The organism is Sphaerimonospora cavernae, assembly GCF_042435035.1.
Taxonomy (GTDB): Bacteria; Actinomycetota; Actinomycetes; order Streptosporangiales; family Streptosporangiaceae; genus Sphaerimonospora; species Sphaerimonospora cavernae.
Window position 1 is genome coordinate 25,205 of sequence record NZ_JBHMQT010000029.1, and the last position, 13,322, is coordinate 38,526.

At 70.6% G+C, this 13,322-nt stretch carries 17 protein-coding genes; 10 read left to right on the plus strand and 7 right to left on the minus strand.

Annotated features, from left to right (window positions below; all coding sequences use genetic code 11):
* Nucleotides 1-464: 464 nt before the first annotated feature.
* Nucleotides 465-2,033, minus strand: a complete 1,569-nt coding sequence (locus tag ACFHYQ_RS13150) for a bifunctional metallophosphatase/5'-nucleotidase (protein ID WP_394301402.1) — start codon at nucleotides 2,031-2,033, stop codon at nucleotides 465-467.
* 36 nt (nucleotides 2,034-2,069) lie between these two features.
* On the minus strand, nucleotides 2,070-2,246 hold the full coding sequence (locus ACFHYQ_RS13155) for a hypothetical protein (protein WP_394301403.1): 177 nt from the start codon (nucleotides 2,244-2,246) through the stop codon (nucleotides 2,070-2,072).
* A 222-nt stretch (nucleotides 2,247-2,468) separates the two neighbouring features.
* Here ACFHYQ_RS13155 and ACFHYQ_RS13160 point away from each other — a divergent pair, with 222 nt between their 5' ends.
* Nucleotides 2,469-2,840, plus strand: a complete 372-nt coding sequence (locus tag ACFHYQ_RS13160; protein ID WP_394301404.1) for a hypothetical protein — start codon at nucleotides 2,469-2,471, stop codon at nucleotides 2,838-2,840.
* A 39-nt stretch (nucleotides 2,841-2,879) separates the two neighbouring features.
* Here ACFHYQ_RS13160 and ACFHYQ_RS13165 read toward each other — a convergent pair whose 3' ends face one another.
* Nucleotides 2,880-3,503 (minus strand): sigma-70 family RNA polymerase sigma factor, encoded by a 624-nt coding sequence (locus tag ACFHYQ_RS13165; protein ID WP_394301405.1) that lies wholly within the window; start codon nucleotides 3,501-3,503, stop codon nucleotides 2,880-2,882.
* A 204-nt stretch (nucleotides 3,504-3,707) separates the two neighbouring features.
* On the opposite strand from ACFHYQ_RS13165, the gene ACFHYQ_RS13170 reads away from it, so the two are divergent.
* Nucleotides 3,708-3,923 (plus strand): hypothetical protein, encoded by a 216-nt coding sequence (locus tag ACFHYQ_RS13170; protein ID WP_394301406.1) that lies wholly within the window; start codon nucleotides 3,708-3,710, stop codon nucleotides 3,921-3,923.
* A gap of 27 nt (nucleotides 3,924-3,950) precedes the next feature.
* Here ACFHYQ_RS13170 and ACFHYQ_RS13175 read toward each other — a convergent pair whose 3' ends face one another.
* Nucleotides 3,951-4,193, minus strand: a complete 243-nt coding sequence (locus ACFHYQ_RS13175) for a hypothetical protein (RefSeq protein ID WP_394301407.1) — start codon at nucleotides 4,191-4,193, stop codon at nucleotides 3,951-3,953.
* 179 nt (nucleotides 4,194-4,372) lie between these two features.
* On the opposite strand from ACFHYQ_RS13175, the gene ACFHYQ_RS13180 reads away from it, so the two are divergent.
* Nucleotides 4,373-4,567 (plus strand): hypothetical protein, encoded by a 195-nt coding sequence (locus ACFHYQ_RS13180; RefSeq protein WP_394301408.1) that lies wholly within the window; start codon nucleotides 4,373-4,375, stop codon nucleotides 4,565-4,567.
* A gap of 103 nt (nucleotides 4,568-4,670) precedes the next feature.
* Nucleotides 4,671-5,144 (plus strand): DUF6098 family protein, encoded by a 474-nt coding sequence (locus tag ACFHYQ_RS13185; protein WP_394301409.1) that lies wholly within the window; start codon nucleotides 4,671-4,673, stop codon nucleotides 5,142-5,144.
* Nucleotides 5,145-5,181: 37 nt separating this feature from the next.
* Here the strand turns inward: ACFHYQ_RS13185 and ACFHYQ_RS13190 are convergent, their stop codons facing one another.
* The gene (locus ACFHYQ_RS13190; RefSeq protein WP_394301410.1) at nucleotides 5,182-5,682 is read right to left on the minus strand and encodes a cytidine/deoxycytidylate deaminase family protein; all 501 of its coding nucleotides are present in this window, start codon (nucleotides 5,680-5,682) and stop codon (nucleotides 5,182-5,184) included.
* A complete protein-coding gene (locus ACFHYQ_RS13195) occupies nucleotides 5,679-6,383 on the minus strand; it encodes a RibD family protein (RefSeq protein ID WP_394301411.1) in 705 nt (234 codons plus the stop codon). The genes ACFHYQ_RS13190 and ACFHYQ_RS13195 overlap by 4 nt, the downstream gene beginning before the upstream one ends.
* 95 nt (nucleotides 6,384-6,478) lie before the next feature.
* On the opposite strand from ACFHYQ_RS13195, the gene ACFHYQ_RS13200 reads away from it, so the two are divergent.
* The 6 genes from ACFHYQ_RS13200 (at nucleotide 6,479) to ACFHYQ_RS13225 (ending at nucleotide 11,988) form a co-directional block, all read left to right on the plus strand.
* Nucleotides 6,479-6,655: a family 1 glycosylhydrolase gene (locus ACFHYQ_RS13200; RefSeq protein ID WP_394301412.1), complete on the plus strand. Its 177-nt coding sequence runs from the start codon at nucleotides 6,479-6,481 to the stop codon at nucleotides 6,653-6,655.
* A 48-nt stretch (nucleotides 6,656-6,703) separates the two neighbouring features.
* On the plus strand, nucleotides 6,704-8,035 hold the full coding sequence (locus tag ACFHYQ_RS13205; protein WP_394301413.1) for an FGGY family carbohydrate kinase: 1,332 nt from the start codon (nucleotides 6,704-6,706) through the stop codon (nucleotides 8,033-8,035).
* A gap of 121 nt (nucleotides 8,036-8,156) precedes the next feature.
* The gene (locus ACFHYQ_RS13210; RefSeq protein ID WP_394301414.1) at nucleotides 8,157-9,518 is read left to right on the plus strand and encodes a serine/threonine-protein kinase; all 1,362 of its coding nucleotides are present in this window, start codon (nucleotides 8,157-8,159) and stop codon (nucleotides 9,516-9,518) included.
* Between the two features lie 120 nt (nucleotides 9,519-9,638).
* Complete coding sequence (locus ACFHYQ_RS13215) at nucleotides 9,639-10,406, plus strand: LamB/YcsF family protein (RefSeq protein WP_394301420.1); 768 nt, start codon at nucleotides 9,639-9,641, stop codon at nucleotides 10,404-10,406.
* Nucleotides 10,403-11,029, plus strand: a complete 627-nt coding sequence (locus ACFHYQ_RS13220; RefSeq protein ID WP_394301415.1) for a 5-oxoprolinase subunit B family protein — start codon at nucleotides 10,403-10,405, stop codon at nucleotides 11,027-11,029. The genes ACFHYQ_RS13215 and ACFHYQ_RS13220 overlap by 4 nt, the downstream gene beginning before the upstream one ends.
* Nucleotides 11,030-11,067: 38 nt before the next feature.
* The gene (locus ACFHYQ_RS13225; RefSeq protein WP_394301416.1) at nucleotides 11,068-11,988 is read left to right on the plus strand and encodes a 5-oxoprolinase subunit C family protein; all 921 of its coding nucleotides are present in this window, start codon (nucleotides 11,068-11,070) and stop codon (nucleotides 11,986-11,988) included.
* Between the two features lie 66 nt (nucleotides 11,989-12,054).
* On the opposite strand, the gene ACFHYQ_RS13230 is transcribed toward ACFHYQ_RS13225, so the two are convergent.
* On the minus strand, nucleotides 12,055-12,879 hold the full coding sequence (locus ACFHYQ_RS13230) for an SAM-dependent methyltransferase (RefSeq protein ID WP_394301417.1): 825 nt from the start codon (nucleotides 12,877-12,879) through the stop codon (nucleotides 12,055-12,057).
* Nucleotides 12,880-13,322: the final 443 nt, after the last annotated feature.

Consider the following 13,322-nt stretch of genomic DNA (forward strand, 5'->3'; position numbering starts at 1 on the left):
GCTCGGCTTTGGGTCGTTACCGGGCGCGGAGCGTCCCAAGGCCGTACCACTACACACCCATCTCACCAGGGAGGACGCCAATGAGCACCACACCCTGGGCCTGACCCGCATGACCCCGCTCACCCCTTCCGGGCCCGTCGTCCACATCCCCGTGCGGCTGCACCCTGACACCCAGCAGGGGCCTACGTCGGCCCCGGTGGCACGCCCATCGAGGCTGGCAAGCATGGCACGAACAAGCAGATCACCAAGTCACTAGGCGTTCCGGCTGCGCATCACCAACACCGAGCAGACCGTGTTCATGCCGGGCGCGCCCGAACTCCGCTGGGACCTGCCGCTTTGACCTCTGGAAATGACGAACCGGCCCCGCCCTCCCGTGAAAGGGGAGCGGGGCCGCTCCGTTGCCGTGCCGGATCTACACCCTGCGCTCGGCCTTGATTACCCGGACCACACTCGCTCGCTCGTCACTAGAAAACCGGGACGTTGTCGCGGACGAGTTTCCAGTTGGACTCGGCGAAGTCGGCCGGGTCGATGGAACCGGTCGCGGTGGCGTAGTCGATCAGCGCCTGGCGGATCTCCACCTGGGCGTTGTAGACGACCGGAGCGGTGGTCACGTGCGGGAAGCCGCCGCCGCCCGACTGCCGGTAGTTGTTGATCGCCACTACGAACTGCTGGTCAGCCGGGATCGGATTGCCCTGGTAGGTGAGGTTGACGATGCGCTGTCCGACCGGCTTCGCGATGTCGATGTCATAGTGCACGCCCGACAGTTGGTCGTAGTTGTAGTCCGGGGTGTTGCCGGCGTTGGTGAGCGTTGCGAGGTCGATCGGCGCACCCGGGGCGACCTGGTTGAAGTACTTCGCGGAGTACTCCAGGAAGTCTTTGATCTGAGAACCGGTCAGCTTGATGCCGAGCAACGTGTTGTCGTAGACGTACAGCCCGGCCATGTCGCGTACGCTCACCGGCCCGGCCGGGAAGACGGCGGTGCGGCTGAACGGCGCGGCGATCGACAGCACCGGCAGCGAGGCGTCAGCCGTACCGGCGATCGCCTTGCCGACCAGGTCGGTCTGCACCTTCTGGATGTAGTCGAGGATCGGGGTGTCCTTGTACGGAGACTCGGCCGCGGACAGCGACTCCTTGGACTGGGCGATCACCTGGTTGACGTAGCCGACGGTCTTGTCGTGCTGCTCCTTCATCAGCGCGACGATCTTCGGGTCCTCGGCGACGGTGTTGGTGTTCAGCGTGGCGGAGGTCTTGCCGGTGACGGTCCACTTGCCCCGCTGCTTGGCGAGGGTGAAGTCGACGACGCTGAGCCGCTGGCCCCACTTGCTGGGCTCGGTCAGCAGCACCTGCTTGCCGGTGGCCTTGTTGGTGACGAACCGCTGCGGCACGTCGTTGTGGGCGTGGCCGAACAGGACCGCGTCGATCCCGGGGACCTCCTCCGCGACCATGGCGGCGGCGTTCTCCACCGGCAGGTCCTCACCGTACGATGACAGGCCGCTGTCGCCGGCGTGCGCGGTGACCAGGACCACGTCCGCGCCGAGCTTGCGGATCCGGGGCACCCACTTCTTGGCCGTGGCGACCAGGTCCAGGAACTGGAGCCTGCCTTCGACGTTGGCCTTGTCCCAGATCGCGACGCCCGGGTTGGTGAGGCCGAGCACGCCGACTCTGATCGGCTTCTCGCCCCTGACGTGCATCGTCTTGATGATGAACAGCTGGTACGCCGGCAGGCCGGTCTTGACCGACACCGCGTTCGCGCCCAGCACCGGGGCCTTCATCTGTTTGATCCACGTGGCCAGCATCGGCAGCCCGTAGTTGAACTCGTGGTTGCCCAGGGTCACCGCGTCGTACCCGATGGCGTTCATGGCCTTGGCCATGGGGTGGATCCGCCCGGTATCGGTGATCGGCTCTACCTTGGCGTAGTAGTAGTCGAGCGGGGTGCCCTGGATCGTGTCGCCGGAGTCGAACAGCAGGGTGTGGTCGGCGCCGCGATCGGCCCGGATCCGGTTGACCATTGTGGAGATCTTGGCCAGGCCCACATCGTTGTGGGCGCTGTCGTCGAACTCGGCGTTCTTTTAGTAGTCCCAGTTCAGGGCGTTTCCGTGGATGTCGGAGCTGGCCATCACGGTGATCTTCACCGAGTGGCTGGGGGATGCGGCGGCGGCGGAGGCGGAGATGCCGGGAGAGAGCAGACCGAGCGCCGCAATGGTGACGCCCACGGTCAGGGTCCGGCCGATCGCTGGTTGGTACATGCCGGCCACGTTAATGAGATGCCATTACCTGAGGGTCACGAGATTCGTAACCGGACATAGCCCGATATATCGGAACTAAGGGGATGGTTGGGACTTTACGTACGAGATAGGAGTATCGCGGACAGACTCGAGGGAGGACTCCGCGGCCGGGTCTTCCTGCTGTCGCATGCCCGCGGGAGCGGAGGGTAGGGCACTCGCGTAGTGCGCGGGAAGGAGTTTCGCATGCCTGAGCAGCAGAGCAGGCCGGTCGGGGGCGAGCACAAGTACGAGCAGGAGATCACCTCGGTGGACGAGCGCGAGGAGCGACCCGGTCGCAGTCTGATCACCACGAACCACGAGGTGATCAAGCGATGGGCCGAGGAGCGTGGCGGCCGGCCCGCTACGGTGCCGGGCACCGAGCACGAGGGCCGCGCCGGTGTCCTCCGGTTCGACTTCCCCGGGTACGGCGGGGACGATCTGAAGGAGATCACCTGGGACGAGTGGTTCGAGACGTTCGAGGCACGCAACCTGAACTTCCTCTATCAGGAGCACAAGAAGGACGGCAATCAGAGCAATTTCTTCCGGCTGGAGAACCCCGATCGCGAGGACGCCTGAGGTTCCTCTGACTTCGACCGGCTACGGGCCGGCTCTGAGCTAGCTCTGGGGCGGGCCGTCAGCCGGGATCATGCCGAGCTCGATGGCGTAGTCCTCGAGCTTGTGCCGCAGCTGCCGCCGACCCCGGTGCAGACGGGACATGACGGTCCCTATCGGGACCCCCATGATCTCGGCGATCTCCTTGTAGCTGAAGCCCTCCACGTCGGCGAGGTAGACGGCGAGCCGGAAGTCCTCCGGCACCTCGTGCAGCGCCTGCTTCACCCGGGAGTCCGGCAGGTCGTCCAGTGCCTCGGCCTCGGCCGACCTGAGCCCGCCGGACGTGTGGGAGGCGGCCTCGGCGAGCTGCCAGTCCTCGATTTCCTCGCCCGCCGTCCGCTGAGGCTGCCGCTGCTGCTTGCGGTAGATGTTGATGTAGGTGTTCGTCAGGATCCGGTACAGCCAGGCCCTGAGGTTGGTGCCCTCCCGGAACTGGTGGAAGTTGGAGAAGGCCTTGGCGAACACCTCCTGGACGAGATCTTCGGCATCGGCGGGGTTGCGGGTCAGCCTCAGGGCGCCGGCGTAGATCTGGTCGAGATACGGCAGGGCGTCCCGCTCGAAGCGGCGCCGCTGCTTCTCGATCGGCATGTCGTCCACCGTCGTCACATCGTCACCCCCGGCCCTCATGCCTGGCCCCGCTCCTCCGGGGCCGGTTCCCCGTCGCGTCCTTCCGAGACAGGTGACGCCTACCCCCAGTTCCTCACTCAACACGACACGAACTGCCGCAAAACAGGCAAACAAGGCATATAGCCGAAAACGCGTTCTCGGCATGGCGATGGTCCGCCGGGGTATGCGCGCCGAGACAGACCCGAACGGGAAGCAGGAGGCACGATGACGCACAACCCTGAACCGTCGCGTAACCCTGAACCCACGCGACCCGCGGGCGGCGAAGAGATCCAGGCGGAGTGGCAGAATCCGCTCGCCCAGTCCCCGGACGCGGAATGGACCCCCGACGAGACCGATCTGACGGGCTGGCATGTCCCGGGTGCGGACTCTCCTGACGACGTCGAGGAGCTCGCGGCGGACGATCCCCGCCGCACCTCCTGACCCTCCTGGCCGGACGGCGGCTTGGAGTCAGGCCGCGTCTCGGTGGCCGGCTCCGGGGCCGGGACCGGCGGGGCGTCCTGAGCCGTACAGCTCTGAGCCGGGCGGCCCTGAGCCGGGTCGGCCTGTGAGCTGTTCCGGGCAGCGTGGGGCGAGGTCGGCGCCGCGCGGCGCGGGGTACGGCTCGGCGGCGCGCAGGTCGACGGTCTGAAGCGTCCGGCTGATGTCGCTCGGCGTGATGAGGCCGATCAGCCTGCCATCCGGATCGAGCACCACCGCCCTCCCGTCGCCGCAACCGCCCATCCGCTGCGGGCCCCCCTACCCACATCCCCCGAGGCGATGCGCGCCGGTCACGGCGCGGGCGACCTTGTGATTTCGTGGTTTGCCCAGATGAGCGGCGGGGAGGGGGCCTGCGAAGCGCGTCGAAGGGAAGATCAGCCGAAAGGAAGAACATGAGCCAGCCGCAGCAGCCCGAGATCCGGCGGTCCGGCCGGGGAGGCAGCACCGACGAGGACATCGACCTGACTCCTGAATCGGTGAGCGGGGGCGACGCCTCCGGCCACCCGCACGGCACCGACAAGGGAGACAAGGGCGGAGGAGAGGGCGGCGGTGTGCCGCCCGATCAGCGCCCTCCCTACCCGTCCTGACCTGACCTGAGCCGACCTGACCAGAGTCGCCTGGAGCTGCCCAGAGCCGCCCGGAGACGGAGAACGACGAGGGAGAACGACGACGAGGGAGAACGACACGGAGATGTACGGCGAGTCCGCGATCGGGGAGCCCCGAGGAGAAACGTGCCCGCCCTCCCATGGGCTGCCCATAGTGGAGAGCCTTGACGGGCTCGCCCGTGTCGTCGCGGACCGGTCGGGGCTCTACCTGCGCTACTCGAAGGGACCGGACGAGGACGAGGGCCGTCCGAGCATCGACTATGAGAGCGGCCTGCGGCTTCCGGGGCTGTCGGTGACCGTGCTCGACGCCGAAACGTGGTGGACCCGGCCCCTGCGGGACTGGGTGGCCCGGCAGGTGTGCAAGTACACCCACCTGGTAGAGAAGGGGAGCGACCGCCGCGCCTGGATCCTGACCGGCCGCGTCGTCGGCCGTGGCCCGGACCACGAGCCGCTCGTCGCCGGCGTCCGGCCGGTCGCCTGGCTTGATGAGGCGGTGATCGAGCAGGCCCGCCGGCACTATGAGACCGCGTTCGACGCCGGCCGGGACTCGACCGGCTGACCAACCATTGGCCGTCACTGCGGAACGGCCGGTACGGCTATCCGTCCTGCGTTGTGAACAGGTGGGCGTTGACCTCCCGGACGAGCCGCGCCATGTCGCCGATCTCGACGACTTCGACGCCACCCTGCCTGAGCAGTTCGGCGCCGTGGCAGTCGGCGAGCAGCGGCGGCTCGCGCAGGGCGAACACCACCCGGCCGATGCCGGCCGCGAGGATCAGATGCGTACAGGTGCGCGGCCGGGACCTGCGGCTGCTGCACGGCTCCAGCGAGCTGTAGATCGTCGCGCCGGGCAGGTCCATGTGGGAGGGTCCGGATCTCGCGAGGGCGGCGAGGGCCGACTCCTCGGCGTGGACATGGGGATCGACGTCGCGTGAGTAGCCGTCGGCGAGCCGCGTGCCGTCGCCTGCGACGATGATCGCACCCACCGAGTACGCCGTGCCGGAGGGCGGGCAGCGGCGCGACAGCTTGATGGCCTCACGCAGCCACCGCCGGTCCGCCTCGGCCTGGATCGTCATGTCGGGACTCATGTCGGGACTCATGACGGGCACCTCTCGGACAGTGCGTACCGCAGCAGCACGACATCATCGATCTTGGTGACGCCCGCGAGCCGGGCCCGGTGAACGGTATCCGCCGCCGGGCCCCACGGGAAGACGCCGTCGCCCACGAAGCGCGGCGCGCGGCGGTCTCCGACGAAGAACGGCGCGATGACCAGGTGGAGTTCGTCGGCGAGCCCGGCGGTGAGGAACCGGGTGTGAGTGGCGCCGCCGCCCTCGACCATGAGCCTGCCGACGCCCCTGCCGGACAGATCGTCGAGGATGTGGAGGAGATCTAGGGGGTCGCCCGCGTCGACCACCTCGGCGATGGCGCCCAGCAGTTCGCGTGTCCTGTCCAGGGCCGGCGAAGCGGCGTACACGATCTTCTCGGTGTCGCCGGCCGTGAAGAACCGAGCCGCCGGATCGAGGTCTCCCCGTCCGGTGACCGTGACCTTGATCGGGGTGGGGGACAGCCCGCGTGCCACCCTGGCGGCGCGGCGGGTGGCCGAGCGCACGAGGAGCCGGGGGTCGTCCCTGCGTATCGTGTTCGCACCGACCAGGATCGCGTCGCAGCCGGCCCGCACGTCGTCCACGCGATCGAAGTCGGCCTCGTTGGACAGCAGGAGCCGGCTTCCGCTCATGTCGTCGATGTAGCCGTCGATGGATGCCGCGCAGCTCAGCAGCACATATGGTCGCTCGCTCACCATGGCCCCTTCACCGGGGCAAGTCTACGAGGAGCCCCGGACGATCAGGGTCGTCGGGAGGGTCCGCGCGCGACCATCTGGCCGCGGTCCGGGAGGCCATGGCGGACGGCGTGGACGTCCGCGGGTATTTCTGCTGGTCCCTGATCGACAACTTCGAGTGGGCGCGGGGGTACGCCGCCAGGTTCGGGCTGGTGCACATCGACTACGACACCCAGGTCCGTACGCCCAAGGCCAGCTTCCGATGGCTGCGCGAATTCATCGGAAACCAGGAATGAACCGCGGGAACCAGGGATGAACCGCCATCCCGGGGGAAGCGGGGCGGCGTGAAGGTCCTCGCGCTCGATCTCGGCACCTCGTCGGTGCGGGCCGTCGTCCAGGAAGACTCGAAGGAGCCCGCGAAGGAGGGCCGGCGCCGCGTCGCGCTCGCCCGCAGGCCGGTACGGCTCCGCGTGGACGACGGCGGCAGGGCCGTCCTCGATCCCGACGAGTACCTCGACGGGCTGGCGGCGTGCCTGGACGAGGTACATGACCACCTCGACGGGGTCGAGGCGGTGGCCACCTCGTGCCAGTGGCACTCCCTGCTCGCGCTCGACGCCGCGGGTCGGCCGGCCACCCCCCTGCTGACCTGGGCGGACACCAGGGCCAAGGAGCCCTGTGGCCGGCCGGCCTCGGGAGAGTTCCACCGCCGTACGGGCACCTGGCCTCACCCGCTCTACTGGACCGTGCGCATCCCCTGGCTGAGAGAGCGGCTCGGCGACCGGGAGCCGGCGTGGTCGTTCGCCGGGCTCGCAGAGTACGTCTCACGCCGCCTGCTGGGAGATCCGGCGGCGTCGGTCTCGATGGCCTCGGGCACCGGGATGCTCGACATCGCGGCCGGGCGCTGGGACGGCGAGGCGCTCGCGCTCGCCGGCGTGACCGAGGACCGGCTGCCCCCACTCGCGTCGAGGGGCTGGACCGGCACGCTCGAGCCGCGCTGGGCCCGGCGGTGGCCCGCACTGCGCGAGGTGCCGTGGCTGCCCGCCGTCGGCGACGGAGCCGCGGCCACCATCGGCGGAGGCGGCACGGGACCGGACCGGATCTCGGTCACCGTCGGGACCTCCGCCGCGGTCCGGATCGCCCACCCCCTCACCGGCGCCTTCACGCTGCCGGACGGGTGCTGGCGCTATCTGGTCGACCACGACCTGGCGGTGACCGGCATCGCCTACTCCGCCGGGGGCAACGTCTTCGCCTGGGCGAAGCGGACCCTGCTGCTGCCGGCCGACGTCGAGGCGGCGCTCGTCGCACTGGGAGACCACCCGCCGGACGGCCTGGCGGCCGTACCGGATCTGGCGGGAGCCAGGCCGCCGCGGCCCGCCTCCACCGGTTCGATCTCCGGGCTGACCCTCGGCACCGGCCCGGTCGAGATCCTCGCCGCGCTGCTCGACGGCGTGAGCGGGCAGATCGCCGACGGGGTGCGGACGCTGACGGACGCCATGCCCGAGCCGCCCGCCGCCATCGTGCTCGGCGGCGGTGCGATGGCCGCCTCGGCCTGGTGGCGGCGCAACCTCGCGCTCCGGCTCGCCGTACCCGTCGAACCGGAAGCGGAGGCGGAGGCCTCTGCGATGGGAGTCGTCCGGCTCGCCGAAACCGTCACGGCAGGCCGAGCCCTGCAGTAGAGGGCCACCCCCCCAACCCCCGCCGTGATCTTGCGAATGCTCGCAGGCATGCCTGCGAGCCACTGCAAGATCACGGCGGGGGTTGGGGGTGGGGGTGGGGCGTTGTGGTAGGTATTGCCGGGTGCCTCAGGTCTCTCCTCTCCAGCCGGAGGATCCACGCCGGCTGGGTGACTACGTCCTCAGCGGACGGCTCGGCGCGGGCGGTCAGGGGACCGTCTTCCTGGCCCACCGCCCGGACGGGACCCCGGTGGCGGTGAAGCTGCTCCACGGCGGCCTGGCCGCCGGCGGATCCGCCCGCCGTCGGTTCGCCCACGAGGTCGAGGCCGTACGGAGGGTCGCGCCGTTCTGCACCGCCCGGGTCCTCGACGCCGACCTGGAGGCCGATCATCCGTACATCGTGAGCGAGTATGTGGACGGCGGGTCGCTGCGCGACGACATCACCGCGAACGGCCCGCGCACGCAGGGCGCACTGGAACGCATCGCCGTCGGCGCCGCCACCGCGCTCGCCGCGATCCACCGGGCGGGCGTGGTGCACCGCGACTTCAAGCCGGGCAACGTCCTTCTCGCCGCGGACGGGCCGAGGGTCATCGACTTCGGCATCTCCCGGCTCACCGACGCCACGGCGACGACCGGCGGCATGGTCGGCACGCCCGCCTACCTCGCCCCCGAGCAGTTGCGCGGAGAGCCCGCCGGACCGGCGGCGGACATGTTCAGTTGGGCGCTCACCATCTCCTACGCCGCCAACGGCCGGCACGCCTTCGCCGCCGACACCTACGCCGCCGTCCTGGCCAGGATCCTGTACGGCACACCGGACCTCGGGCAGCTCACCAGCCCGCTCCGGGAGATCGTGACGGCGTGCCTGGCCGCTGATCCGGCGGACCGCCCGACGGCGGAGGACGTCCTGAGCAGGCTGCTCGACACGCCGACGGGCGTCGCTGCCCCCGCTGCCCCCGCTGCCCCCGCGGCCCGGGCGGCCCGGGCGGCCCGGGCGGCGACGGCGGTACAGGCAGAGGCCGAGCCGGAGACGGCGGTTGCGGAGAGGGCGGTTGCGGAGACGATCGCAAGGGGGCGCGGCGCCCGGCGGATCCGTACGCTGTCGGTAGCGGTGTCGGTGCTGACCGCGTGCGCGCTCGTGACCGCGGGGCTGGTCTTCGCGCGAAGCGGCTCCGGGTCCTCCTACGAGGGCATGTGGACCGGCGTCGCCCGGCATCCGACGGCGAACCGGGTCTTTCCCGTGGAGCTCTACCTGTCGGAACCGTCGCGCATGAGGTGGGGTGCCGATCTGCACTGCGAGGGACGTCTCACGCGCCTCAGCGAAGCCGGCGACGAGATCACGCTGCGCCTGGACCAGGTGAGCGGCGACGCCTGCCATCCCGGAACCGTCACGATCCGCCCACGTGATGAGCGACAGGCCGGGTTCGAGGTGAGCCGGGAGGGGGAGGACACGGCCCGCTACACGGGCACCGTCACCCGCGCATCCTGACACCGGCCGCCGGCCGTATCTTCTCCTTGAGGCCATACGTCGCGGCCATACGTTGAGGCCACATGTCGCGGCCATACGCTGCGGCCACACGATCTGGAGCGGACAATGGCGGACCACTCGGTGACCATCGACCTCAACTCGGACCTGGGCGAGGGTTTCGGCCGGTGGCGGCTCGGCGACGACGAGGCGCTGCTGTCGATCGTGACGAGCGCCAACGTCGCCTGCGGCTTCCACGCCGGAGATCCGACGATCATGCGGACCGTGTGCGAACTGGCGGCCGCCCGCGGCGTCGCGATCGGCGCCCAGGTCGGCTACCGCGATCTCGGCGGGTTCGGGCGGCGTTTCATCGACGTGCCGCCCGAGGAGCTCAGCGACGACATCGTCTACCAACTCGGCTCTCTGGACGCGTTCGCCCGGCTGGCCGGCACCAGGGTGCGGTACGTCAAGCCGCACGGCGCGCTCTACAACGCGATCGTCCATCACGAGGAGCAGGCCGCCGCCGTGGTGGCCGCCGTACGCGCCTATGATCGCGCGCTGCCGGTGCTCGGGCTGCCCGGCTCGGCCTGGCTGCGCCGGGCGGAGAGCGCGGGCCTGGCCACGGTGACGGAAGGCTTCGCCGACCGGGCGTACACCCCGCGGGGCACGCTGGTGCCGCGCGGCACACCCGGCGCGGTGCTGCACGACCCCGAGGAGGTGGCCGAGCGCTGCCTGCGCATGGCCAGGGGGGAGCCGATCGAGGCCGTCGACGGCACGCCGCTGATCGTCCGGGCTGAGTCGATCTGCGTGCACGGCGACAGCCCGGGCGCGGTGGCGATGGCCCGCAGAGTCAGCGAGTCGCTCAAGGCCGGCGGGATCGAGCTGTCCTCGTTCGCTCGGGAGGCGGCATGACGCCCGACCTGTTGCGGTACGGCGAGGGCGCCCTCCTGGTGGAGCTCGGCGGCCTGGCCGAGGTGATCGCACTCTACGACGCACTCACCGGCGATCCGCCGCGCGGGGTGACCGACATCGTTCCCGCCGCGCGCACGGTGCTGGTCCGGTTCGAGCCGCCGGCGAGCCACGACACCGTGGCATCGGCCGTACGGTCCGCCTGGGCCGTACGGCCGGGCGGCGTGCGGCCTGCCGACGCCCCCGAGGTGACGATCCCCGTCGTCTACGACGGCGCGGATCTCGCCGCCGTCGCGGCGCACACCGGGCTCACCGAGAGCGAGGTCGTGGCCGCGCACACCGCGGCGTCGTGGACGGTGGCCTTCTGCGGATTCGCCCCCGGCTTCGGATACCTCGTCGGCGGAGACCCCCGGCTGACCGTGCCGCGCCGGGCCGAGTCGCGGGTGCGCGTCCCGGCGGGATCGGTGGCGCTGGCAGATGAGTTCAGCGGGGTCTACCCGCGGGAGTCGCCCGGTGGATGGCAGCTCATCGGACGTACCGAGACGGTGGTGTGGGACACCCACGCCGACCCGCCCGCGCTGCTGCGCCCCGGCGTCCGCGTGCGGTTCGCGGTGGTGACGCGGTGAAGGGCGAGAGGGCACGGTGATGAGCGAGGGGGCGCGGCGTGGCTGAGCTGGAGGTGCTGGCCACCGGGCCGCTGACCACGGTGCAGGACCTGGGCCGCCCGGGCCGGGCCCACCTCGGGGTGGGCAGGTCGGGCGCGGCCGATCGGGGGGCGCTGCGGCTGGCCAACCGCCTGCTCGCCAATCCCGAGGGGGCTGCCGCGCTGGAGGTCACGCTGGGCGGGCTGCGGGTACGCGCCCACGGCCACCTGGTCATCGCGCTCACCGGCGCCCCCTGTCCCGCGGCGGTCACCGACGCGTCGGGGCGCAACCGGATCATCGGCCACCAGTCGGTGGAGCGCCTGCCCGACGGAGCGACGCTGTGGCTCGGCGTGCCCAGCCAGGGGCTGCGCACCTACGTCGCGGTGCGGGGCGGGCTGGACGTCCCCGAAGTTCTGGGATCGCGGTCGACGGACACACTCGCCGGGCTGGGCCCCGAGCGGCCGTCGCCGGGTGCGCTGCTGCCGGTCGGCCCGCCGCCGCGCACGCACCCGCTCGTCGATCTCGCCCCGCTGCCCTGGTCCGCGCCCGGCCGGCTCGGCGAGCTCGTTCTGGAGGTGCTGCCCGGCCCGCGGGCCGGCTGGTTCCGCCCCGGCGCGTTGCGGGTGCTGTGCGCCGAGCCGTACGCGGTGACCGCGGACAGTGACCGGGTGGGCATCCGGCTGAGCGGGCCGCGCCTGGAACGGGCGCGCGACGGCGAGCTGTCCAGCGAGGGCATGGTCCCCGGGGCGCTGCAGGTGCCGCCCTCCGGCAGACCCACGCTCTTCCTCGCCGACCATCCGGTCACCGGCGGCTATCCGGTGATCGCGGTGGTGCGCGACCGGGACGTGGACCGGGCGGCGCAGGCCCGCCCCGGCCAGCGCGTCAGGTTCCACCCGTCGCCCGCGATGCGGGCGATATTTCACGTCGAGCTCAGCCGGTAGGTGCGGCCGGGGTGTGCGGTGAAGGTGACACGGTCGTCGTCCGCCTCGGCGGGGACTTTCGAAACGTCAGGTCACGCGGCCGACGGCGCCCAGGATCCCGATCCCCGTGAGGTCGGCCGAGACCTCCCAGGGCACCTCCGGGCGCCAGGCCTGCACGGGCACGATGCCGGGTTCCAGGAGGTCCAGCCCCGCGAAGTACGACTCCAGGTGCGACACCTCACGAGTGGTGACGCCGCCGGATGACGTCCCGGAGTAGACCTGCTTGCCCGAGTCGACGGCGGACTCGTGACGGCCGCTCTGATAGGCGTGGGTGAGCACGAGGTGACAGCCCGGGGCGAGGTGCTCGCGGACCTGGTCGACGATCCGGGCGGCCTCCTCGTCATCCGTGATGAAGTGGAGCACCGCGACCAGCAGCACGGCGAACGGGCGGGTGAAATCGATGTGCGCCCGTACCGCCGGGTCATCGAAGATCGCCTTCGGCTCGCGCAGGTCGCCGGAGACCGCGATCGTGGTGCGGTTGTCGGCCAGGAGCGCCCGGGCGTGGGTGAGGACGATGGGGTCGTTGTCGACATAGACGACCCGCGGGTCGTCTATGTGTCGCTCGGCGACCTCATGGACGTTCTCCTGCGTGGGCAGGCCGGCGCCGATGTCGATGAACTGACTGATGCCCGACCGCGCCAGCAGCCGTACGGTACGGCGGAGGAAACAGCGGTTCTCCTTGGCGATCTCCCGGGCGTCACCGCCGATCTCCCGGCCGAGTGCGATGATCTTCTCGGCGGCCTCCCGGTCGGCGGCGAAGTTGTCCTTGCCGCCCAGGTAGTAGTCGTACATTCGCGCGACGCTGGGGACGCTGGGATCTATTCCGGTCGGCACCCGTCTGGTTCCGTCCATGCACACGCCCCCTCGCATTGATCCTTTCGATAAATCGTATATGAATTTTGTTGAGCGCACCCCATAGCTTTCCGTACCGCCGGACGCATCACATGACGGTATGCCGACCGGACCTGTCCTCCGATGTCTTTGATCACTTACTCGCTACCTTGCGGTCATATGGCGCCCCAGTCAATGGATTCGCCGGGAGAAAACGGGAGAAGTTGGGAGAAAGGTCGACGCTCGGGTGGGGAGGAGCAGCACCGGGCCCGGCCGGTTGAAGGCCGGCCGGGCCCGTCGCCCCCGATGGCGGTGCTTCCGATGGCGGTGCTCCCACGTGGGAGGGGATCAGGGCGCGTTGTATCCGAGGGTGTAGGCGCCGGAGCCCCTGTAGGCGTGGATCCGGTAGCGGTAGTAGCCCGCGGTGCCGTTGTAGCTGAGCGTCTCAGCGGCCCCGGGGGTGG

Bases quoted from the DNA above. Each gene is read 5' to 3' on its own strand.
- ACFHYQ_RS13155 (WP_394301403.1), bottom strand. From the start codon at position 2,246: ATGTACCAACCAGCGATCGGCCGGACCCTGACCGTGGGCGTCACCATT.
- ACFHYQ_RS13160 (WP_394301404.1), top strand. From the start codon at position 2,469: ATGCCTGAGCAGCAGAGCAGGCCGGTCGGGGGCGAGCACAAGTACGAG.
- ACFHYQ_RS13165 (WP_394301405.1), bottom strand. From the start codon at position 3,503: ATGAGGGCCGGGGGTGACGATGTGACGACGGTGGACGACATGCCGATC.
- ACFHYQ_RS13170 (WP_394301406.1), top strand. From the start codon at position 3,708: ATGACGCACAACCCTGAACCGTCGCGTAACCCTGAACCCACGCGACCC.
- ACFHYQ_RS13180 (WP_394301408.1), top strand. From the start codon at position 4,373: ATGAGCCAGCCGCAGCAGCCCGAGATCCGGCGGTCCGGCCGGGGAGGC.
- ACFHYQ_RS13185 (WP_394301409.1), top strand. From the start codon at position 4,671: ATGTACGGCGAGTCCGCGATCGGGGAGCCCCGAGGAGAAACGTGCCCG.
- ACFHYQ_RS13190 (WP_394301410.1), bottom strand. From the start codon at position 5,682: ATGAGTCCCGACATGAGTCCCGACATGACGATCCAGGCCGAGGCGGAC.
- ACFHYQ_RS13195 (WP_394301411.1), bottom strand. From the start codon at position 6,383: ATGGTGAGCGAGCGACCATATGTGCTGCTGAGCTGCGCGGCATCCATC.
- ACFHYQ_RS13200 (WP_394301412.1), top strand. From the start codon at position 6,479: ATGGCGGACGGCGTGGACGTCCGCGGGTATTTCTGCTGGTCCCTGATC.
- ACFHYQ_RS13220 (WP_394301415.1), top strand. From the start codon at position 10,403: ATGACGCCCGACCTGTTGCGGTACGGCGAGGGCGCCCTCCTGGTGGAG.
- ACFHYQ_RS13230 (WP_394301417.1), bottom strand. From the start codon at position 12,879: ATGGACGGAACCAGACGGGTGCCGACCGGAATAGATCCCAGCGTCCCC.